This is a genomic window from Bacteroidota bacterium (assembly GCA_038746285.1).
Classification (GTDB): Bacteria; Bacteroidota; Rhodothermia; order Rhodothermales; family JANQRZ01; genus JANQRZ01.
On sequence record JBCDKT010000038.1, the window covers coordinates 1 to 19970 of the forward strand.

General features: G+C 69.9%; 17 protein-coding genes and 1 pseudogene. 7 read left to right on the forward strand and 11 right to left on the reverse strand.

Going from position 1 to position 19970, the window contains the following annotated elements:
- The 4 genes from AAGI91_12265 to AAGI91_12280 form a co-directional block, all read right to left on the reverse strand.
- Positions 1 to 594 (reverse strand): sigma-70 family RNA polymerase sigma factor (locus AAGI91_12265; GenBank protein MEM1043389.1); only part of this gene is annotated, 594 nt, incomplete at its 3' end.
- A gap of 71 nt (positions 595 to 665) precedes the next feature.
- Complete coding sequence (gene holA, locus AAGI91_12270) at positions 666 to 1718, reverse strand: DNA polymerase III subunit delta (GenBank protein ID MEM1043390.1); 1053 nt, start codon at positions 1716 to 1718, stop codon at positions 666 to 668.
- Positions 1719 to 1973: 255 nt separating this feature from the next.
- Positions 1974 to 2456 (reverse strand): hypothetical protein, encoded by a 483-nt coding sequence (locus tag AAGI91_12275; protein ID MEM1043391.1) that lies wholly within the window; start codon positions 2454 to 2456, stop codon positions 1974 to 1976.
- Positions 2453 to 3091, reverse strand: coding sequence for an NADH-quinone oxidoreductase subunit I (locus AAGI91_12280; GenBank protein ID MEM1043392.1), 639 nt, complete (start codon positions 3089 to 3091; stop codon positions 2453 to 2455). The genes AAGI91_12275 and AAGI91_12280 overlap by 4 nt, the downstream gene beginning before the upstream one ends.
- Positions 3092 to 3263: 172 nt before the next feature.
- Between AAGI91_12280 and AAGI91_12285 the strand changes: the two genes are divergently transcribed.
- Both AAGI91_12285 and AAGI91_12290 read left to right on the forward strand, forming a co-directional pair.
- Positions 3264 to 5219, forward strand: a complete 1956-nt coding sequence (locus AAGI91_12285; protein ID MEM1043393.1) for a TonB-dependent receptor — start codon at positions 3264 to 3266, stop codon at positions 5217 to 5219.
- A 42-nt stretch (positions 5220 to 5261) separates the two neighbouring features.
- A complete protein-coding gene (locus AAGI91_12290) occupies positions 5262 to 5525 on the forward strand; it encodes a DUF2442 domain-containing protein (GenBank protein ID MEM1043394.1) in 264 nt (87 codons plus the stop codon).
- Between the two features lie 3 nt (positions 5526 to 5528).
- Here the strand turns inward: AAGI91_12290 and AAGI91_12295 are convergent, their stop codons facing one another.
- The 4 genes from AAGI91_12295 to AAGI91_12310 all read right to left on the reverse strand — a co-directional run bounded on the left by AAGI91_12295 (position 5529) and on the right by AAGI91_12310 (position 9984).
- The gene (locus tag AAGI91_12295; protein MEM1043395.1) at positions 5529 to 5747 is read right to left on the reverse strand and encodes a hypothetical protein; all 219 of its coding nucleotides are present in this window, start codon (positions 5745 to 5747) and stop codon (positions 5529 to 5531) included.
- Position 5748: 1 nt separating this feature from the next.
- Entirely contained in the window at positions 5749 to 7143 is a 1395-nt protein-coding gene (locus AAGI91_12300; protein ID MEM1043396.1) for a hypothetical protein, read from the reverse strand.
- 4 nt (positions 7144 to 7147) lie between these two features.
- Positions 7148 to 8449, reverse strand: a complete 1302-nt coding sequence (gene der, locus AAGI91_12305; GenBank protein ID MEM1043397.1) for a ribosome biogenesis GTPase Der — start codon at positions 8447 to 8449, stop codon at positions 7148 to 7150.
- Between the two features lie 104 nt (positions 8450 to 8553).
- Positions 8554 to 9984 (reverse strand): NAD(P)/FAD-dependent oxidoreductase, encoded by a 1431-nt coding sequence (locus AAGI91_12310; GenBank protein MEM1043398.1) that lies wholly within the window; start codon positions 9982 to 9984, stop codon positions 8554 to 8556.
- Positions 9985 to 10093: 109 nt separating this feature from the next.
- Between AAGI91_12310 and msrA the strand changes: the two genes are divergently transcribed.
- The 5 genes and pseudogenes from msrA (at position 10094) to AAGI91_12335 (ending at position 16465) form a co-directional block, all read left to right on the forward strand.
- Positions 10094 to 10765, forward strand: coding sequence for a peptide-methionine (S)-S-oxide reductase MsrA (msrA, locus tag AAGI91_12315; GenBank protein MEM1043399.1), 672 nt, complete (start codon positions 10094 to 10096; stop codon positions 10763 to 10765).
- A gap of 179 nt (positions 10766 to 10944) precedes the next feature.
- A pseudogene (gene msrB / locus AAGI91_12320) lies at positions 10945 to 11367 on the forward strand (peptide-methionine (R)-S-oxide reductase MsrB).
- A gap of 108 nt (positions 11368 to 11475) precedes the next feature.
- Entirely contained in the window at positions 11476 to 13023 is a 1548-nt protein-coding gene (lysS, locus tag AAGI91_12325; protein ID MEM1043400.1) for a lysine--tRNA ligase, read from the forward strand.
- A gap of 50 nt (positions 13024 to 13073) precedes the next feature.
- A complete protein-coding gene (locus tag AAGI91_12330) occupies positions 13074 to 14351 on the forward strand; it encodes an MFS transporter (protein ID MEM1043401.1) in 1278 nt (425 codons plus the stop codon).
- 50 nt (positions 14352 to 14401) lie between these two features.
- Positions 14402 to 16465 (forward strand): ATP-binding protein, encoded by a 2064-nt coding sequence (locus tag AAGI91_12335; protein MEM1043402.1) that lies wholly within the window; start codon positions 14402 to 14404, stop codon positions 16463 to 16465.
- Positions 16466 to 16630: 165 nt separating this feature from the next.
- Here AAGI91_12335 and queG read toward each other — a convergent pair whose 3' ends face one another.
- The 3 genes from queG to rpsT all read right to left on the reverse strand — a co-directional run bounded on the left by queG (position 16631) and on the right by rpsT (position 19959).
- Positions 16631 to 17599, reverse strand: a complete 969-nt coding sequence (queG, locus tag AAGI91_12340; GenBank protein MEM1043403.1) for a tRNA epoxyqueuosine(34) reductase QueG — start codon at positions 17597 to 17599, stop codon at positions 16631 to 16633.
- Between the two features lie 150 nt (positions 17600 to 17749).
- Positions 17750 to 19288 (reverse strand): PKD domain-containing protein, encoded by a 1539-nt coding sequence (locus AAGI91_12345; protein MEM1043404.1) that lies wholly within the window; start codon positions 19286 to 19288, stop codon positions 17750 to 17752.
- 419 nt (positions 19289 to 19707) lie between these two features.
- Positions 19708 to 19959 (reverse strand): 30S ribosomal protein S20, encoded by a 252-nt coding sequence (gene rpsT / locus AAGI91_12350; GenBank protein MEM1043405.1) that lies wholly within the window; start codon positions 19957 to 19959, stop codon positions 19708 to 19710.
- Between the last annotated feature and the right edge of the window lie 11 nt (positions 19960 to 19970).

Here is a 19970-nt window from a genome sequence, read left to right on the forward strand (position 1 = left end):
CTTGGTCCGGCCCCGGTTGATCCGGCTCTTGACCGTGCCCATCGGCAGCCCCGTGATCTCCGCGATCTCCTCGTAGGCCAGGTTCTGCACGTCGCGCAGCACGACCACCTCGCGGAACTCCTCCGGGATCTGCTTCAGCGCTTCCTGGATGTGCCGGTCCTGGATCGTGCTCTCGGTGTGCTTGTCCGGCGAGAACTGCTCGTCGGGGATCTCCACCTCGTACTCCTCGTCGTCGCGGTTGACGCTCTGGAGCGAGTAGAGGCGGCGGCGCTTGCGCTTGCGGTACTCGGAGCGCGCGAGGTTGCCGGCGATCGTGTAGAGCCACGTCGAGAACTTGGCGATGCGGCGGTACGAGTGGCGGTTGCGGTAGACGCGCAGGAAGGTCTCCTGGAGGAGGTCCTCGCACTCCTTCATGTCGCCGAGGAAGCGGTAGATGTAGTTCGTCAGCGGGTCCTTGTAGCGGCTGACGAGGATGTCGAACGCCTCGACGGTACCTGCCTGGAACTGCGCCATCAGGTCCTCGTCGTTCATCTGGAGGAGGGTGTCGTAGTGCTTGCTCTGCGGCTTGCCGAGCAGCGCGCTGCGGCTGACCATCTTGCGGGTTTTCACGGGAGTCGTCGCCATCGGAACCTCGGTTTCGATGTGCCGGCCTGCAAGCCGGTACGTCAGGTGGAGAGGTGGTGGGAGGAGAGTTGAGACGGGGGAGGTGTGGGCACGATGCGCCCCAGCGCAAGCAGGAGCACGAGGCGCTCGTCGCGCTCGGAGCCTCCTTTTAGCTCGTAATCGGCCGCGAGGAGCGCTTCTAAGGCCCGGCGCACAGCGTGGAGCCCGAGTCGGTGCAGGGCGGCTTCGTATTCTTTCAGAAAATAGGGGTTGACCCCGATGTGGCGGGCCAGGTCGCGCGGCGGCATCCCGCGCGCGCCGGCCAGCTTGCGCAGCTTGAGCACGTAGCGCGAGAGCATCGTCACGATCATCAGCGCCTCGCCGCGCCGGCTCGCGGCCTGGGCAAGCATGCGCTCGACGATGGCGGTGGTGCGGACACGGTCGGCCTGGCCGAGGGCTTTTTGCAACTCGAAGACGTTGAACTCGCGGCCGTGCCCTCCGGCGGCCAGCACGTCGTCCTCGGTGATCGTGGTCCGCGTCCCGGCGTAGGCGCGGAGCTTGTCGATCTCGGCGGCAGCCGAGCGGAGGTCGGTCCCGACCGTCTGCGCGAGCATCTGCGCGGCCCCTGCTTCCAGCGTTACTCCGGCGGCCTTCGCCCGGCGGTCCAGCCAGCCCGGCATCTGCCGGTCGTAGAGCGCCTTGAACTCGGCCGTGACGGCGTGCTCGCGGAGAGCGCGGTACGGGTGCGCCGAGAGGTTCGGCTTGCCGGTGCAGAGCAGGAGCACGACGGCCGTCGGGTTCGGCTGCGCGGCGTACTCCTTGAAGGCCCGGTTCTCGAACAGCTTCTCGAACTGCCGCACGATGACCACGCGGCGGGCGGCCATCACCGGGTACCCCATGCAGGCGGCGAGCACGGCCTTCGCGTCGGCGTCGGGACCGTGGAAGAGGTCGAGGTTGAAGTCCCGCTCGTGGGGCTCGAGTGCGTGCTCGACGAGGAGCGCCTGCAACTCGTCCATCAAGAACCCCTCGTCGCCGTAGAAGAAATACAGCGGCTTGACGTTGCCATGCTGGAACGCAACGGCGAGGTCGTCAAAGGACGGGGCACGCGCAGCCATGATCGGTCTATGCGGTGAGCAGCGTCAGGGGGTATCGGGGCGGGGAGGGATAGCCAAAGTAAACAGCGGCTATGTCACGCCTGAGTCACACCGGCCCGAACCGGCACTTCAGCGGACGCCGGAACGGGGGCCGGACGCCCTCATCGGCGCACGCTGGAGCGGGGTAGTTTTCAGCCAAATGTACTACCCGTGCTGCTAAGCCGGAGGCACAGACGCACACGAATCGCGCACCGGGCGATCCCCCATGCTGCCCGTCTACAGGTCGCGCAGGTTGCTCTCGTGGAGCCGGTGCGCGACCCGGCGCAGGGCGTCGGCGTCGCGCTGCGTAACGGTGAGGGCGAGGCCGGTCACGTCGCGCTGCGTACCGTCGGGAAAGGCTGCGGTGCGCGCCCACGCCTCCGGGGGAAGCGCGGCGAAGGCCGCCGCGAGTGCCCCGCGGGCCGCCCGCACGTCTCGGATCACCGCGTCGACGTCTGCGGACAGGACTTCGCCGAGCACCGACTCCTCGAACGCCGGTTCGTGCTCCTCCACCATCCGGTTCAGGCGAAGGAGGTCGCGGCGGTCGAGGGCCGCGAGGTAGGCGAGGGTACCGAGGAGGGAGCGCTCGCCCGGGAGGTGCATCGTCGGCACGTCGGGGGGCAGGCCGGAGAGGAGCGGGCCGAGTGCGTCCACCTCGTCGACGAGGTAGCCGAGCTGCTCGACGATCGCGTCCCGGCGCTCGGCGGAGGTGCGGCTCACGCCTCGGCGGGGTCGGTCTCGAGCGCTTCTTCCTGGGCTTCGGCGAGCGCGTAGTCCAGCCGGTTGCGGAGCGTGTGGACGTTGTTCTCGCGCTTGAAGTCCCACTGCTGGCCGAACTGCGGGTTCTTCTTGCGCTCCAGGAACGCGAGGCGGTCGGCCAGAAACTCCTTCGGGACGAGGAGCCGGTCGAGGCCGAAGTGGGCCTCTTCGCGGTCCTGGAAGGTGAGGTCGTACTCCTTCGACATCACGATGGCCTCTTCGGGGCAGACCTCCTCGCAGAAGCCGCAGTAGATGCAGCGGAGCATGTTGATCTCGAACCACTCGGGCTCGCGCTCCTTCACGTCGTCGAAGACCTCGTGCGCCTGCATCGAGATGGCGAGCGGCGGACAACTCCGGGCGCAGAGGCCGCACGAGACGCACCGGGGCCGCCCCTCCTCCTCGACGAGCACGGGCCGCCCGCGGTACGAGTCCGGCGGGTACCACTGCTCCTCGGGATACTCGAACGTGTAGCGCGGGGCGCTCATCTTCGAGTACGAGTACTTCAGCCCCTTGAAGATCTCCGGGAGGTAGAGCTTCTCCCACAGATTCAGCTTGCGCTCGTTCGGCGTGGCATTATTGACGGGCGTTCCGGCCATCAGGCGTCAAACGTTTCGGAGAATCGGGACGAAAGATACGGTCTCAAACGCCGGGACCCGCCGTGCGTTTCGAGAGGAAAGCGTGAGGGCTCCGGGGGATACCTAGATCGGTCGCTACCTTGCCGCTCGTTAATCGCGCCCCGCGCTGTCGCCTTCACCCTGCCCTCCGCCCGTGTCTGTCCCCTACCGCCTCCTCGCTGCCCTCGGTCTCTCCCTCACGCTGTCGCTCCCGGCTTCGGCGCAGAATGCGCCGGCCGACACGGTCGCCTTCGAGACCGACGCGGACCGCGAGGTCGTGGTGACGGCGAGCCGGCTGCCGGAAGACGCCCGCTCGACAGGCCGCCACGTAACCGTCCTGACGGGGGCTGAGATCGCGGCGCTGCCGGTGGCGTCGCTGGACGAGGCGCTCCGGTTCGCGGGCGGCGTGGACGTGCAGCCGCGCGGCGGCTTCGGCGTCCAGGCCGACTACCGGCTGCGCGGCGCGCCCTTCAACGGCGTCCTCCTGCTCGTCGACGGCGCGCGCTTCAACGACCCGATGACGGGCCACTTCCTGAGCGACTTCCCCGTCCCGCTCGGCCAGATCGCCCGCGTCGAGGTGCTGCACGGGCCGGCGGCGGCGGTCTACGGGCCGGACGCGCTCGGCGGGGTGATCCACGTCGTCACCCACACCGGGGCCTCGTCCGGTACGGCGCGCGCAGCGCGGAGCCGGCTCGACCTGCGCTACGGCGAGCGGGCGACAGCGCTCGGCGCGCTGAGCACGCATGGGACGACGGCCGGGGGTACGGCCTACGACGCCGGGGCCGAGGGCGGGCGCTCGGACGGCGAGGCGTTCCGGGGCGAGGACGGGCAGCCCGTGGTCTCGTCCGACGGGCCGGTGCGGACGGACTTCGAGCGCCTCGCGGGCTCGGCCGGGGCGTCGTTTCCGGTCGGGCGGGCACGGGGCTACTTCCGGGTGGCGGGCGACGTGCGCGACTTCGGGGCGACGCAGTTCTACACGCCCTTCGCGAGCGACACCGCGCGCGAGGCGACGCAGACGCTCTGGGCGCAGGCCCGGCTCGCGGGGCCGGCCGGGAGCGCGCGGTGGCGGGCGCAGGTCTCGGGGCGCGTCCACCGCGACGAGTACGCCTTCTTCCCCGGCCTCGACCCGAACGAGCACACGAGCCGCCGCCTCGGGGCGCTCGCCGACCTCGCCCTCCCGCTGCGGTCCGACCTCACCCTCTCGCTCGGCTTCAGCGCCGAGCACCGCTCGATCACCTCGAACGCCCTCGGCGAGCACGCCGACCTCGCTGGCGGCGTCTTCGCCCTCGCCCGCTACCGCCCGGCCCCGGCGCTGACCGTCACCGCGAGCGGCCGGCTCGACGCCGACGCGGTCTACGGCGTGGAGGCCACGCCGATGCTCGCCGCCGCCTTCAGCGCCGCGCGGGGGCTGACGCTCCGGGCCGCCGCCGGCCGCGCCATCCGCGCGCCGAACTACGTCGAGCGCTACTTCAACACCGTCAGCCCGCGCCCCAGCGGCAACCTCGGCAACCCCGACCTCCGCGCCGAGCGCGCCTGGAACGCCGAGGCCGGGGCCGACCTCGACCTCGCGCCCGGCCTCGCGCTGCGCGCCACCGGCTTCTACCGCCGCACCGACGACCTGATCGACTACGCCCAGCTCGACCCGGCGGACGAGTTCTTCCTCGCCCAGAACGTGCTGGCCGCCACCGCCGCCGGCCTCGAAACCGGCCTCCGCCTCCGGCGCAGCCTCGGCGACGCGCGCCTCGCGCTCGACCTAGCGTACACCTACACCGATGTCAGCCTCAGCGACGAGCGGCCGGGGGCGGTCTACAAGTATGCCCTTTCGCACGCGCCGCACCTCGTGCAGCTCGCCGCCGCGGCGCAGGTGGGGTACGTCCGCCTCGGACTTCAGAGCCTCGTCAAAGACCGGCTCGGCGACCTCGAGACCGTGGCGCTCGTCCACGGTAGGGTGAGCGTGCTCGCCCCGCGCATGTGGCTGGCGGGCCGGGCCGCCGCCGAAGTCTTCGCCGAGGTCCGCAACCTCACCGACGCCGACTACGCCGAGGTCTTCGGCGCGCCGATGCCGCGGCGCCGCGTCCTGGCCGGCCTGCGCGTCGGCTTCGGGGGCTAGCCGCTGAAGCCGATCCCGCCTCTCGCCTGAGCTTCCGTTTTTATGCCTGAGGTTATCCGCATCGCAGACGCCGACGCGCCCGGCGGTCATCACCTTCGCCTCGTCTTCAGCACGGGCGAGACCCGCACGGTGGACGCGCTGCCGCTCGTGGAGCAGGTCGGCGGTCCTGTGTTCGAGCCGCTGCGCGATCCGGCCTACTTCGGCCGCGTGAGTGTGGACCCCGTCTGCGGCACCGCCGTCTGGCCCAACGGTGCCGACCTCGCGCCCTCGGCGCTCTGCGATCTCGAGGAGGTGGTACTGGCCTAGAGCTCAGCGTCCGAACGCGGCCCACAGCAGGATGACGAGGGCAAAGGCGGCAATGCCCGCGCCGAACCACTGGAGCGGCCGAACGCCCTGCCTCGCGCCGGAGCCGTAGAGCCCCAGCCCGAGCGCAATCGCGCCGTAGCTCCCGCCGACGAGCGGCCGCCCGAGCACGAACTGTACGACCGCGAGGGCGACGAAAGCGAGGGGCAGCAGGCGAAGTAGCATCTCAGCGCACGGTGACGGTGAGCGAGGTCTGGAGCGCGGCTACCGTCTCCTCCACCGCACCGCCGACCACGATCCGCCGCGTTAGGCCGAGCCGGACGGCCTCGCCCTGGCGCGGGTCCGTGTTCGGAATTGTCTCGGCGACGCGGAAGCCGTGCGCGCCGTAGAACCCGTCGTCGCCGACGCAGGCCGCGTAGTGGGGGCGGCGGTCGTCCTCGTAGTAGCTCCTGACGGCGGGTGTGAAGGTGCCGGTGGCGAGGGCGTGGTGCGTGACCAGCGTACCCTGCGGCCCGGAGACCGCCTGCCACGTCGGGGCCTCGTCGCGCAGCGCGTCCGGCGCGCCGTCCACCGGCACCCCGTAGGAGTGGTTCGCGTCGGTGTAGGTCATCCCGCGCGCGGCCTCGCTGAGGTCGAGGTAGCTCATCACGCCGGGGACCGGGTGGACCCGCAGCGCCGAGCGCGTCTCGATCATCCGGTCGTAGAACACCCACGTCTGCTCGACGAGCGGCCCGCTGTTGAACCCGACCGCGCCCCGGAGCGCCCGCACCGGCCCGCTCCGGTTGACGGTGAACGCGCCTTCGCTCAGCGAGGCCGTGTACGGCGTCCGCCAGCAGATGCCCAGCCCGAACCCGATCATGTCCACGTCGAGGAGGTCCGGCCCGCCCGCCAGGCGCAGGTCGTCCGCGATCCACCGGTCGGCGAAGCCGAGGCGGTAGTGCGCCGTCGTGACGTGCGAGTCCTCCGGGTTGGAGCCGACGCGCGTGCCGGACGGGAAGCCGTAGGGGAACCCGAGGATGGGCGGCCGCCGCCCGCTGTGGTCGTAGGTCTCCAGGTACGGCCCGCTCTCGAGCGCGAACGCGTAGGCGACATAGCCCGCGTCGATCTTCGGCGCATCGGTGCGGCGATAGAGGTAGGCGAAGCGAATCGCCCCCTCAACCTCGACCTCTACCACCGTCCGGCTCGCCGGATCGACGCCGGGCGGGTCCGTCTCGGTAGCCTCGCCGAAGTCGCGGAGCATGAGGGCGAGTTCGTCGAGCGCGTCGAACGCCGGGTCGGGATCGGCCCCGACGTGGGTACCCGGATCGGCATAGCCGACACCGACAACCTGGCCCTGGAGGTCACGGCACCACGCGCGGCGCGGGCAGTCGCGCGGTTCGAGGTCGGGCGGATAGGCCGCCGCTAGGTCGTAGACGAAGCGCTCGTCGACCTGCACGGGAATCGGGACGAACCCGCCGTCGCGGAACGCGAACGCCACGACCTCGTCCGGGGCGGCTCCGAGCAGGCGCGGCGTCTGCTCGCCCGTGAGCACGACCGGCCGGAAGTCCGGCTGCGCCTGCGCTGAGGCTGCCAGCAGAGCGAGCAGCAGGAGGGCGGCGGCGGTAGGGGTTTGATTAATCAAACCCCTACTTCTGCTTGAACGAGAGCGTGAGCGGGACGCCCTCGAACCCGAACGCCTCGCGGAGCTTGTTCTCCAGGTAGCGCCGGTACGCCTCCTTCACACCCTGCGGGTAGTTGCTGAAGAACGCGACGACCGGCGGCTCGGTGCGGACCTGGGTGGCGTACTTGATCCGTACCTGGCGGCCATTCGCTGAGGGCGGGTGGTGGCGCTGCACGGCCTTCTCGACGACCTCGTTCAGCCGCGCCGTCGGGACCTGCTTGGCGCGCTCGGCAGCCACCCGGAGCGCGACGTCGAGCACCTTTTCCTTGCGCTGCCCGGTGAGGGCGGAGATGAACACGACCGGGACGAAGTCGAGCGTGCCGAGGCGCTCGTGGATGCCGCGCTCGACATCCCGCGCCGTGTTGGTCTCTTTGTCGACGAGGTCCCACTTGTTGACGGCGATCACGATGCCCTTCTTCATCTCGTCGGCCTGGCGGACGATGCGCGCGTCCTGCGCCTCCAGCCCGAGCGACGCGTCGAGGAGCACGACCGCCACGTCGCAGCTCTGCACGGCGCGCTCGGTGCGGAGCGCGGAGTAGAACTCGACGTTCTCGTGGACGCGGGCCTTCCGCCGCAGCCCGGCGGTGTCGACGAGCACGACCTCCTGCCCGTTGTGCTCGACGAGCACGTCAATTGAATCCCTGGTCGTCCCGCTGATTTCGGTGACGATGCTGCGCTCTTTCCCGAGGAGCGCGTTCGTGAGCGACGACTTGCCGACGTTCGGGCGGCCGATGAAGGCGATGCGCGGCGCGTCGGGGGCCTCGTTCTCTGCCTCCTCGGGGAGGGCCGCCACGAGGTCGTCGAGGAAGTCGCCCGTGCCCATGCCGTTGGCGGCGCTGACCGGGTAGACCTCCCCGAGGCCGAGGTTGTAGAACTCGGCCGCGTCGAGCCGCCGGGTCGCGCTGTCGGCCTTGTTGGCGACGACGAAGACGGGCTTCTCGGTTCGCCGCAGGACGGTCGCCATCTCCTGGTCGAGGTCGGTGATGCCGGTCATCACGTCGCCGACGAAGACGACCGCATCGGCCTCGCCGAGCGCGATCTGGACTTGCTCGCGGATCGCAGCCTCGAACCGGTCCGCCGAGCGCGGGACGAACCCGCCGGTGTCGACGAGGTCGAAGGTCCGCCCGGTCCACTCGGCCTCGCCGTAGACGCGGTCGCGCGTCACGCCGGGCTCGTCGTGGACGATGGCCTGGCGCTGCTCGGTGAGCCGGTTGAAGAGCGTGCTCTTCCCGACATTCGGGCGGCCGACGATGGCAACGAGGGGCATGGTTCAGGAGCGAAAGCGGGGACGAGCGGAAGCGGGAAAGATAGCGAGGCGGCGACCCCTGAGCCTCTTCCGCTCGTCCGATCCTTCGCTCTTTCGCGCTTGCATCACGCGAACACGTCCCGGAGCGCAACCTGTGCTGCCCGGACGCCGCACATCCCGTGGACACCGGCACCGGGCGGTGTCGAGGCCGAGCAGAGGTAGAGGCCGGGCGCGCCGGTGCGGTAGGGCTGCGGGCGGAGCCGAGGCCGGGCCACGACCTGGCCGAGGTGCTGCGACCCGCCGAAGATGTCGCCGCCGACGAGGTTGGCGTTGCGCCGCTCCAGGTCGGCCGGGGCCATCGCGTGGCGTGCGATCATGCGGTCGCGGAAGCCCGGCGCGAAGCGCTCGATCTGCGCCTCGATCTCGTCGGCGTAGTCCACGCTCGACCCAAACGGGAGGTGCCCGTAGGCCCAGAGCGTGTGCTTGCCCTCCGGCGCGCGCGTCGGGTCGAAGAGGGTCGGCTGCGCGAGGAGAACGTAGGGGCGCGGGTGGACAATCCCGTCCGCGACGGCGGCCTCGGCCTCGGCGATTTCCTCGAACGTCCCGCCGAGGTGGACGGTCGCGGCGCGAGCCACATCGGCGTTCGCCCACGGCACCGGCCCGTCGAGTGCGTAGTCCAGCTTGAACGCCGACGGGCCGCGCTCGAAGCGGTGCACCGCCGTCTGGTAGCTCGCCGGCAGGCGGTCGCCCGCGACGCGGAGGAGCGTCTCCGGGGCCGTGTCCATCAGCACCGCCTTTGCGTGCGGCAGGTCCTCCCACGCCTCGACCCGCTCGCCGCACGCGACCTCGCCGCCGAGCGCTTCGAGGTGCGCCACGAGTGCGTTCGTGATCGACTGCGCTCCGCCTTCGGGGACCGGCCAGCCCGCGCGGTGCCCGACGCCCATCAGCACGAGCCCGACCGCCGCCGAGGCGATGTCCGAGAACGGCAGCGCTGCGTGCGCCGCGCAGCCCGCCCACAGCGCCCGCGCCTCCTCGGTGCGGAAGAGCGCCGCCACCGCCGAGGCCGGCAGCAGCGCCGGCAGCCCGAAGCGCGCGAGCGTGACGAGGTGCCGTGGGACGTGGAGCACCGGCCCGAGGATCTCCTCGGCGAGCTTCGGCCACGCCCGGACGGTCGGGCCGAGGAGCCGCCGGTAGCGCGCGCCGTCGTGGCCGAGGTGCTCCGCCGTCTCGCCGAGCGACGGGTACATCAGCGCCGCCCGCCCACCGTCGAGCGGGTGCGCGAGCGGAAGGTCCGGGTGGACCCACCGCAGCCCGTAGCGCTCCAGCGGGAGCCGCCGGAAGAACGGCGACCCCATCCCGAACGGGAAGACCGCCGCCCCGAAGTCGTGGACGAAGCCGGGCTCGGTGAGAGGGAGCGAGCGGACGCCGCCGCCGGCCGTCTCGTTCGCTTCCAGCACGACGACGCGCTGCCCGGCCTCGGCGAGTGTGATCGCCGCGCCGAGCCCGTTCGGCCCCGACCCGACGACGACGGCGTCGTACGATGCGGTGTGATTCATGGCGCTCGTGACAGATACGTGACAGAAACGGACGCGTTATTTCACACGCCGGGGGCAACGCAGGCGCGGGACGCGTCGTTTACCCGGCACCCACTTACCGCGCTGCACGATGATACGTTCTGCCTCCCTCGCCCTGGTAGCCCTGTTTGGGCTCCTCTTCACCGCCTGCACCAGTCCCGGCGCCTCGACCGACGTCGTCCAGGTCGAGCCCGTCAGTCTCGACACTGAGCCGACGGCCGACGCCGACACGGCTATCTTCGCCGGCGGCTGCTTCTGGTGCATGGAGCCGCCCTACGAGAAGCTCGACGGCGTATTCTCGGCCGTCTCCGGCTACGACGGCGGCACGACGCCCGACCCCACCTATCAGGAGGTAGCGAACGGGCGCACCGACTACGCCGAGGCCGTGCGCGTGATCTACGACCCGGAGGTGGTTAGCTTCGAGACGCTCGTCGAGGTCTTCTGGCACAACATCGACCCGTTCGCCGTGAACCGGCAGTTCTGCGACCGGGGCGCGCAGTACCGCTCGATCCTGTTCTACCTCAACGACGAGCAGCAGGCCGTCGCCGAGGCGTCGCTCGCCACGCTTAGCGCCCGCGCCGAGGACCCGATTGCGACGACCGTCGAGCCGACGACGCGGTTCTACGAGGCCGAGGACTACCACCAGGACTTCTACCGCACCAACCCCGACCGCTACTACTCGTACCGCGCAGGCTGCCGCCGCGACGCCCGCCTCGAAGAGCTGTGGGGCGACCTCGCCGGCAAGCCCGGACCGCTCGGCTGAACGATTCTGGCTTCCCCCACCCACCTGACCCGACGCTAGCTATGTCACGCCAACTGTTTCTCCCCCTCCTCGCGCTCGCCGGCCTCGTGATGATTGCCGTCGCCTTTGCGCAGTCGCCGGACCGCGCGCCGCAGGATGAGGCGACCGCTGAGGCCGCCGAGGTTGCAGCCGCAGACACCCTCCGCGACTTCCTCACGCCGATGCAGTACAAGGTGACGCAGGAGGACGGCACCGAACCTGCCTTCCGCAACGAATACTGGGACCACAAGGCCCCCGGCATCTACGTGGACATCGTATCCGGCGAACCGCTGTTTTCCTCGACGGACAAGTTCCGATCCGGCACCGGCTGGCCCAGCTTCACCCAGCCCCTCGTCGCCGAGAACGTGGTCGACGTCGAGGACCGATCGTACGGGATGGTCCGCACCGAGGTCCGCTCCGCCGGGGCCGACTCGCACCTCGGGCACGTCTTCCCCGACGGGCCGGAGCCGACCGGCCTACGCTACTGCATCAACTCGGCTGCCCTCCGCTTCGTCCCGGCCGACCAGCTCCTCGCCGAGGGCTACGGCGACTACGCCTACCTCTTCGAGCAGGCGCAGGACTAGACCGTGTGGGGCGACCACGAGGGTCGCCCCTACCGTATTCACGAGATGGACCAGAGACGCTCTCCGGGGCGTCTCTATTTTCGTAGCCCTCCCCGACCGACCCCCGCCATGCCCGACCTGACCGAACAGGAGCGCGTCCGCCGCGACGCCCTCGACGCGCTCCGCGACCTCGGCATCGACCCCTACCCCGCCGCGACGTGGGACGTGACCCACCACGCCGCCGAGATTCTCGACGCCTACGACGACGCCCTGCACGACCCGAGCGCCGACGGCACCGAGCCGATCCGCGTCACGGTCGCCGGGCGACTCCGTTCGATTCGCGGCAAGGGCAAGGTGATGTTCGCGGACCTGATCGACGAGACGGGCAAGGTCCAACTTTACCTCAAGCGCGATAACCTCCAGGCGCCGGGCGAACCCGAGGGGTTCTACAACACCGTCGTCAAGCGGCTCCTCGACATCGGCGACGTGGTGGGCGTGCGCGGCACGGTCTTCCGCACCAAGATGGGCGAGGTCTCGGTCGAGGCCGACGAACTCGTGCTCCTGGCGAAGGGCCTCGCGCCGATCCCGTTTCCGAAGGAGGCCGACGGCGAGACGTTCAACGAGGTCACGGACAAGGAATTCCGCTACCGCCAGCGCTACGTCGACCTCGTGGTCAACCCCGAGGTGCGCGGCGTCTTCCGGCAGCGGGCCGCGCTCGTCTCCGAGATCCGCCGCTTCCTCGACGCGCGCGGCTACGTCGAGGTCGAGACGCCGGCGCTCCAGCCGCTCTACGGCGGCGCGGCGGCGCGGCCGTTCACGACGCACCACAACGCGCTCGACATGCCGCTCTTCCTGCGCATCGCGGACGAGCTCTACCTCAAGCGCCTCATCGTCGGCGGGTTCGACGGGGTCTACGAGATCGCCAAGGACTTCCGCAACGAGGGCCTCTCGCGCTTCCACAACCCGGAGTTCACGATGCTCGAACTCTACGTGGCCTACAAGGACTACCAGTGGATGATGGACCTCGTCGAGGAGATGATCGCAGGCGTCGCGGTCGCGCTCCACGGCACCCCCGAAGTGCAGCACGGCGACACCACCATTTCGTTCGAGCGCCCGTGGCGGCGCGTCCCGCTCCTCGACGCCATCGAGGAGCACACGGGGCACGACCTCTACCAGAAGGACCGGGCCGAGGTCGCCGCTGCCGCGAAAGCGTTGGGGATCGAGGTGGACGATTCGATGGGGACCGGCAAGCTGATCGACGAGATCTTCGGCGAGCACGTCGAGCCGAAGCTGATCCAGCCGACGTTCGTCACCGACTACCCGGTCGAGCTCTCGCCGCTTGCGAAGCGGCACCGCGACAAGCCCGGTTTGACCGAGCGGTTCGAGGTCATCTGCAATGGGAAGGAGATCTGCAACGCGTTCTCCGAGCTCAACGACCCGCTCGACCAGCGCGCCCGTTTCGAGGAGCAAGCCCGCCTCGCTGCCGAAGGCGACGACGAGGCCACGCGCCAGATCGACGAGGACTACCTCCGCGCGCTCGAATACGGCATGCCCCCGACGGCCGGCCTCGGCGTCGGCATCGACCGCCTCGCGATGTTGATGACGAACCAGGACTCGATCCGCGACGTGATCCTCTTCCCGCTCCTCCGGCCCGAAGCGGCTCCGGCGTCGGGATGATCCTGTACGGGCGCAGCATGCTGCGCCCCTACGCCTGATTCACCTCCCTCGTGGCGAACACAGACACGACTCCTGCAACTGGCTACGTCGCGCTCGTCCGCACGAACGTCAACTTCCGGCGGCTGTGGCTGGGCAACGTCATCTCGCTCTTCGGCGACTGGTTCAACACGATCGCGCTCTACCGGACCGTCGAGACGATCTCCGGCTCGGCGCTCGCGCTCGGGCTCGTGTTTATCGCCAAGCTGCTGCCGCTCGCGCTCGCCTCGCCGGTGGCGGGCCTCGTCGTGGACCGGCTCAACCGGCGGCGCGTGATGATCGGGGCCGACCTCGTCCGGGCCGCGATCGTCCTCGGGTTTCTGCTTGTCCCGGTGGGCGGCGGGCTGGCGCTCCTCTACACCCTCACGACGCTCCAGATCGTGGTGAGCGCGTTCTTCAACCCGGCCAAGAGCGCGTCGCTCCCGAACATCGTGGCCGAGGAGGACCTGCTGACGGCGAACGCGCTCTCGTCGGCGACGTGGTCGGTGATGCTGGCCGTCGGGGCGGCCGTCGGCGGCCTAGCCGTGGACGCGCTCGGGCCGCAGGCCGTCTTCGTGCTCGACAGCGGGACGTACCTCCTCTCGGCGTGGTTCATCGCGCGGACCACGATCCCCCAGGACACCGACGCCGCCGAGCCGACAGCGACGCCGGTGCGCGACGGGCTCCGCCGGATCGCCGAGGGCTGGCAGCGCCTCCGCGAGGTCCCGCGCGTCGGGCGGATCGCACTCGCAAAGGCTTCGTGGGCCGTCGGCGGCGGGGCGACGGTGTTCCTGCTGATCCTGCTTGCGGGCGTCGTGATGCCGGACCAGCCGGCGACCGGGATCGGGCTACTCTTCGCCGCGCGCGGGCTGGGCACCGGCATCGGGCCGATCCTCGCCCGCGCCGTTTTCCGCGACACGGCAACGTGGCCGGCCGTCCTCGGCTGGTGCATCGCCGCGAGCGGGGTCGGGTACGCCGCGGTCAGCTTCGCCGGGACGCTGCCGGCCATTATCGCGTTCGTCCTCTTCGCGCACGCCGCGAGCGGGGCCAATTGGGTGCTCTCGACGGTCCTCCTCCAGCAGCGCACCGAGGACCGCTTCCGGGGCCGCGTCTTCGCAACGGACTGGCTCCTCGTCACACTCGTCGAGTCGGCGTCGGTGCTGGCGGCCGCGTGGCTGATGGAGGCCGAGGTGGCCGACCTGCAGACGCTGTTCCTCGTCTTCGCCCTCGTGCAGGTCGCCACCGGCGTCGTGTGGCTGTTCGTGATCGTCCCGCGCGAGCGGCGGGAGACGGAAGTACGGCCTCATCCTTGAGGAACGGACGTGCTGTGCGCCTGTCCCCGTTTTCGCTCCCGCTCTGCCCAATGGATGTCACGAATCGTAACGCTGCGCTTCCTCAACCTCCTACCGGTGAGAGCGCGCAGGAGGCACTCGGCGAGGTAGAGTACGCCCTCTTTCAGAGCGAGGCGCTCTACCAGACGTTTCTCGAACAGAGCCCCATTGGGCTGGCCCACCTCGACGCAGAGGGCGTCGTCACGTTCGAGAACCACCAGCTTCGCGCAATCACGGGCGAGGACCCGGAGGCGGCCTGGATCGGGCAGCGGATCGCAGAGGTCGGCGGCCTCGACCCATCGCTCGCCGGGCTCGTAGACCAGATGCTGGCCGACGGGCAGCCGCTCGGCGGAAGCGACCTCCCGTTCCGGCGGCACGACGGCGCGGAGCGTGTCCTCCGCATCCACGGCACCCCAATCCAGCACCCGGAGCACGGCACGGTCGGGGCCGTGCTGACGGTCTCCGACATCACTGCCGAGCGCGCGCGCGACGAGGAGCTTGCGCTGCTTCGCCGCTACGACGAGGCCGAGCCGGAGCTTCACCACGCGGCCCGCTCCCAGTCTTCCCCAGCTGACTTTCTGGAAGAGGCTGCCGGCATCCTCGGGGCGACCACCCGGTCTGACCACGCCGCCGTGCTCCTCTTCGACGATACGCGGGGTGTCTACCTGGAGACCGCACGATGGAACCGCAGGGCAAACGACCAGGCAACGCCTCCGCTGCGCCTCGACGCCCAGCTTCTGCCCGTCGTCGCGGGGAGCCCGCTGGCGTATGCGCACACGGAACTCGGAGCGCCTCGGCTGCGCCACTTCCTCGCCGCCGTCGGTGCCTGCGAGGCGGTCGCGCTGCCGTTCCACGCCGTCGAGGCACAGGGCGGCGTCCTGCTGATGCTGCGCGACACCGAGGGCGAGCGCTGGACCCGGACGGAGTCTGCTGCGCTCGGCCGCCTCGGCGTCCTCGTCCAGACGCTCTGGGCCGGCCTCTGCGCCGAGGCCCGGTACCGGCGGATCGTGGCGAGCATCGAGGACTGCCTGTTCTCGTTCTGGTTCGGGCCGGACGGGGAGCGCACCTACTCGTTTCTGAGCGACCAGGTCGAGACCATCACCGGCTACCGGGCCGGCGCGGTGCTCGACGGCGCGTGCTCGTGGCGAGGCACTCTCGTGCACCCGGACGACCGGACCGCGTTTGCGCGCCACAACCGCACGCTCCGCGCGGAGCACGAGAGCCGCCTCGTCTACCGCGTCCAGACCGCAGGCGGCAGCGTCCGCTGGCTGCGCGAGAGTGCCACGCCGCGCCGCGACCATGCCGGCCGCCTCGTCGTGGCCGGGGTGCTCTCGGACGTGACCGAGGCCCGCGAGACCGAGGCCGACCTCATCCGCACAAAGCAGGACGCCGCCTCGGCCACGCGCGTCAAGTCCTCCTTCCTCTCGATGATGAGCCACGAGATCCGCACCCCGCTCGGTGCCATCAACGGCTTCGCCGACCTGCTGCTGGAAGAGGTCGCCGAGCTCGACGACCCACCGCCGGTCGTAGCCGAGTTCGCCACCACGATCCGCGAAGGGTCCCGGAAGGTCCTCCGTCTCATCAACGACATCTTCGACCTCGCCACGCTGCAGAGCGGGCGGGTAGACGTGGAGCACAACCCCGTCGCCCTGCACCCGGTAGTCGAGGCCGCTGTCCGGCAGCACACACCGGCGCTCGCCGACCGGGACCTGGACCTGGTCCTCGATCTCGACCCGGCCGACCCGGTCGTGCTCGGCGACGCGGGCCGCCTCGGGAGCGTGCTGGAGCAGCTCCTCTCGAACGCCGCCAAGTTCACCGACGAGGGGCGGGTGCGGGTCGCAACGGAGAGTGCGCCGGACGCCGTCCACCTCCGCGTGGAGGATACCGGCATCGGGGTGGCTCCGGACTACGTGGCCGACATGTTCGAGCCGTTCTCGCAGGGCGACAACCGGCTCAACCGGGACTACGACGGCTCCGGCCTCGGCCTGGCACTCGCCAAGCGCCTCATCGAGGCGATGGACGGGACCATCACCGTCGAGAGCACGCAGGGCGAAGGGACGGCCTTCGAGATCACGCTTCCCCGCGCCGACGGATGAGAGGTTGGGGAAGATCGGCGAGGAGGGCAAACCGGCGTGTGAGAGTACGGGGGTGTGGGAGCGGTTCGTCCCCCCACACCCCCAGCCTCCCGCATTCCCACACGTCGAACCTTGTCTAGGTCAGCCGGGCCTAGCATCGCTCCACTCACACTTGGAACCGTCCCCCTACCCCTCCACGCCCTCCATATTCCTGATCGCTGCGCGGACGTTACGCTGGAACCCCTCGAACTTGGTCCGCTTGACCGGGCTGTGCCGGAAGCGCTCGCGGAAGGCGTCGAGGTCGAGCTCGGCCCACTCCTGCAGTTCGGTGTCGGTGACGCCGGGGCGCGGGGCAAAGCGGGGCTCGTCGGTCGGCTGGCTGAACTTGGTCCAGGGGCACACGTTCTGGCAGATGTCGCAGCCGAAGATCCAGTTGCCGATCTCGCTGTCCATTCCCTCGGGCAGCGTCTCGCCCCGGTGCTCGATCGTGAGGTAGGAGATGCACCGGTTCGCGTCGATCCGGTAGGGCGCGTCGAGAGCCCCGGTCGGGCAGGCGTCGAGGCAGCGGGTGCAGGAGCCGCAGTAGTCAGCGATGGGCCCGTCGGTCGCCAGCGGCACGTCGACGATCAGCTCGCCGACGAAGAAGAACGAGCCGAGGTCCCGGTTGAGCAGCATCGTGCTCTTGCCGATCCAGCCCAGCCCGCTCCGCGCCGCCCACGCCTTGTCCAGCACCGGGGCCGAGTCTGCGAAGACGCGCCCCGAGATGCCGCCCGCGGCCTCGTCGAGCCAGTGGTAGAGCGCGTAGAGCTTGTCCTTGACGACGGTGTGGTAGTCGTCGCCCCAGGCGTAGCGGCTGATCTTCCCGACCGCCGGGTCCTCGGGGCGCTCGGCGGGCTGGTAGTAGGTGTGGAGGACGGAGACCACCGACTGCGCGCCGTCGACGAGCCGGCGGGGGTCGACGCGTTTCTCGAAATGGTTCTCCATCCACCGCATAGAGGCGTGGCGGCCGTCAAGGAGCCACTGCTCCAGGCGCTCCGCCTCGGCGTCGAGCCGCTCCGCTTTGGCGATGCCGCACGCGTCGAAGCCGAGGCGACGCGCTTCGGCCTTGAGCTGGCGGGCGAGCCGCTCGCGGGCGGCAGCGTCGAAGCCGGGCATGGATCGGTAGACCAGAAGACAAGGGACGGAGGACAGAAGGTAACGACCTTGCTCGCGGCTCCCGGCCCCCGACTAAAAAAGGCGGGCCTGCGGGAGCATGGTGCTCCGCAGGCCCGCCGGCGTCACTGCGCAACGGCAGGATGGGACGGCCTACATACCGTCGTCGTCATCCATGTCCATCATGTCGTCGCAGTCGGTCGGGATGGACTCGGCGCGGCGGCTGCCGGCACCGCCGTCCTCCTTGAAGTTGTCGTCCGGTGCGACGCCGAGGCCACGGGTCATGATGCGGTCCGCATCGATGCCGTTCTGGAGGTAATACGCCTCCACGGCGGCGGCGCGGCGCTCGGACAGGCGCAGGCGGTCCCGCTCGCGGCTGTCGGTGTAGCCGTTGACGACCGCGCAGATGTCCGGGCACCGGTCGAGGACCGCGAGGTTCTCGTCGAGGCGGCTCATGGCCTCATCGTCGAGCGTGCTCACGTTGCTGTCGAAGAACACCGTGTTGAGCTCGGTGACCTCGTCGCAGAAGCGGTCCACGACGGTGACGGTCATCGTGCATGTGTCCGAGCCGACCTCGTTGGTGGCCGTCAGCGTGACGTTGTAGGTGCCGACCTCGTTGTAGACGTTGGTCGCGTTGAGCGTGCTGGCCGTGTTGCCGTCGCCGAAGTCGTAGGCGAAGGTGATCGGGCGCGTGCCCTCGGCCGTGGCCGAGAAGCTGACCGTCTCGCCGACGTTGGCCGTCGACGGCGTGGCGCGGCAGGCGGAGAGCGCCGGGGCATCGGCGGGCGGCTCGTTGACCGTCACGAGGCACGTCTCGGCGTCAGAGTTGGACGGGCCCGTCGCGGTGAAGCTGACGGTGTAGGTGCCTGCGCTGGCGTAGCTGTGGCTGGCCACGAGGCCGTCCGAGGTCGAGCCGTCGCCCCAGTCCCACATGTAGGTGAGCGGGCCGGTCGCGTCGTCGTTGACGAAGGCCGTGAACGTCCCGGACTGGCCGATCTCGAGCGAGGTGGCGCAGTCGATGGTGGCCTCGACAGCGGTAACCGGCGAGCGGAGCCAGAAGCGGAAGCCGCCACCTGCCATCCCGAGCCAGTCGAAGTCCGCGTCGTCGTTCACGCCGGCGCTCGCGCCAGGGTTGGTGCCATCAATGGCGTTGTCCGGGAAGAGGAACGACGCATTGGCTTCGAGGAAGAGGGAGAACTTGCTGCCGAGCAGCAGGTCAAGCCCGCCGCCGACGAGGGGGCCCCACCCGTCGGTGGTCTCGTCTCCGACGCCAGGCGGCGCGTCGGTGACTTCGCTGTAGTCCGGCTCGAAGGCGTAGCTCACGCCGAGCCGCACGTACGGGGTGATCCCCGACGAGGGGAAGAGGTAGTAGCGGAAGGCGGCCTGGATCTGCGAGCGCGACTCCACGACGTCGGTGAACTGCCGAGTCGGGTCGCTGGAATCGCCGAGGAACTGGAGTTCTGGGTAGTTGCCGTAGTTAAAGGCAACGCCGAAGCCGAGCGACGGCGTGAACTGATAGCCCAGTTCACCGGCGACGGCCCAGCCCGGCTCGTCGAACAGGTTGCCAGCGTCGTTGTTTGGGTTGCCGTCGAGGTCGCCGCCGTAGAGGCCGAGGCCGCCGTAGGCGCTGATGTAGATGGTCTTGAACGGGCGCTGGACCTGTGCATCTGCCGTGGAGGCGAAGAGGAACATGGCCGCAAAAGCCAGCAAGAGCGGAGATTGTAGACGCTTGGTCATAGTGTCTGCTCCTTGGGGTGTTGGCGTTAGAGGAGGTGACTGGGGGTGGGGCAAAGAGGTCCGACCGGGGCCGAACGATATTCGCGGTCGTGCCGGGAGAACCCTGGGCACGGAACAGGCGAAATAATACGGAGACTGGCAATAAAACGGGGGCTCGGCCTCGCTTTTCTACAAAGATGTGCGGAGGGGCGAGGGCAGGCGACCGTTTCGTGGGGTGCGTCGGAGCCGGGACAGGCAGAGGTGGGAGCGCCGGCCCTGGCAGCCGGACTGCGGCATCAACCGAGGAGCGAGAGACGCGGTTCCGTCCGGCGTAGGCGGTGCCGGGAGGTCGCCGGTCCGTCGTGCCGGGTGGCTAGGCCGCCGGGCGAGGTGAGCTAGAGCGCGTTTACCAGCTTCTCGAGGTGGCTCTTGGTGTGTGCCGCCTTGCTGCGGGTGATGATCCGCTTGGTGGCCATGCGGTCGAGCGTGCCCTTGACCTCGCTGAGCAGGGCTTCGGCCTCGGTGCGGTCTTCCGTACCTTCGAGTCGCTTGACGAGCGTGCGGACGCGCACTTTGTGGTACCGGTTGCGGGCGCGGCGTTTCGCGTTCTGGCGGACGCGCTTTTCTGCGGATTTGTGCTGAGGCATGCGGGAGTGGG

Excerpts from the sequence above, each read along its gene's own strand:
- holA (MEM1043390.1), bottom strand. The coding sequence starts at position 1,718 with ATGGCTGCGCGTGCCCCGTCCTTTGACGACCTCGCCGTTGCGTTCCAG.
- AAGI91_12280 (MEM1043392.1), bottom strand. The coding sequence starts at position 3,091 with ATGGCCGGAACGCCCGTCAATAATGCCACGCCGAACGAGCGCAAGCTG.
- AAGI91_12290 (MEM1043394.1), top strand. The coding sequence starts at position 5,262 with ATGCCTGAGGTTATCCGCATCGCAGACGCCGACGCGCCCGGCGGTCAT.
- AAGI91_12295 (MEM1043395.1), bottom strand. The coding sequence starts at position 5,747 with ATGCTACTTCGCCTGCTGCCCCTCGCTTTCGTCGCCCTCGCGGTCGTA.
- der (MEM1043397.1), bottom strand. The coding sequence starts at position 8,449 with ATGCCCCTCGTTGCCATCGTCGGCCGCCCGAATGTCGGGAAGAGCACG.
- AAGI91_12310 (MEM1043398.1), bottom strand. The coding sequence starts at position 9,984 with ATGAATCACACCGCATCGTACGACGCCGTCGTCGTCGGGTCGGGGCCG.
- msrA (MEM1043399.1), top strand. The coding sequence starts at position 10,094 with ATGATACGTTCTGCCTCCCTCGCCCTGGTAGCCCTGTTTGGGCTCCTC.
- lysS (MEM1043400.1), top strand. The coding sequence starts at position 11,476 with ATGCCCGACCTGACCGAACAGGAGCGCGTCCGCCGCGACGCCCTCGAC.
- AAGI91_12335 (MEM1043402.1), top strand. The coding sequence starts at position 14,402 with ATGGATGTCACGAATCGTAACGCTGCGCTTCCTCAACCTCCTACCGGT.
- queG (MEM1043403.1), bottom strand. The coding sequence starts at position 17,599 with ATGCCCGGCTTCGACGCTGCCGCCCGCGAGCGGCTCGCCCGCCAGCTC.
- AAGI91_12345 (MEM1043404.1), bottom strand. The coding sequence starts at position 19,288 with ATGTTCCTCTTCGCCTCCACGGCAGATGCACAGGTCCAGCGCCCGTTC.
- rpsT (MEM1043405.1), bottom strand. The coding sequence starts at position 19,959 with ATGCCTCAGCACAAATCCGCAGAAAAGCGCGTCCGCCAGAACGCGAAA.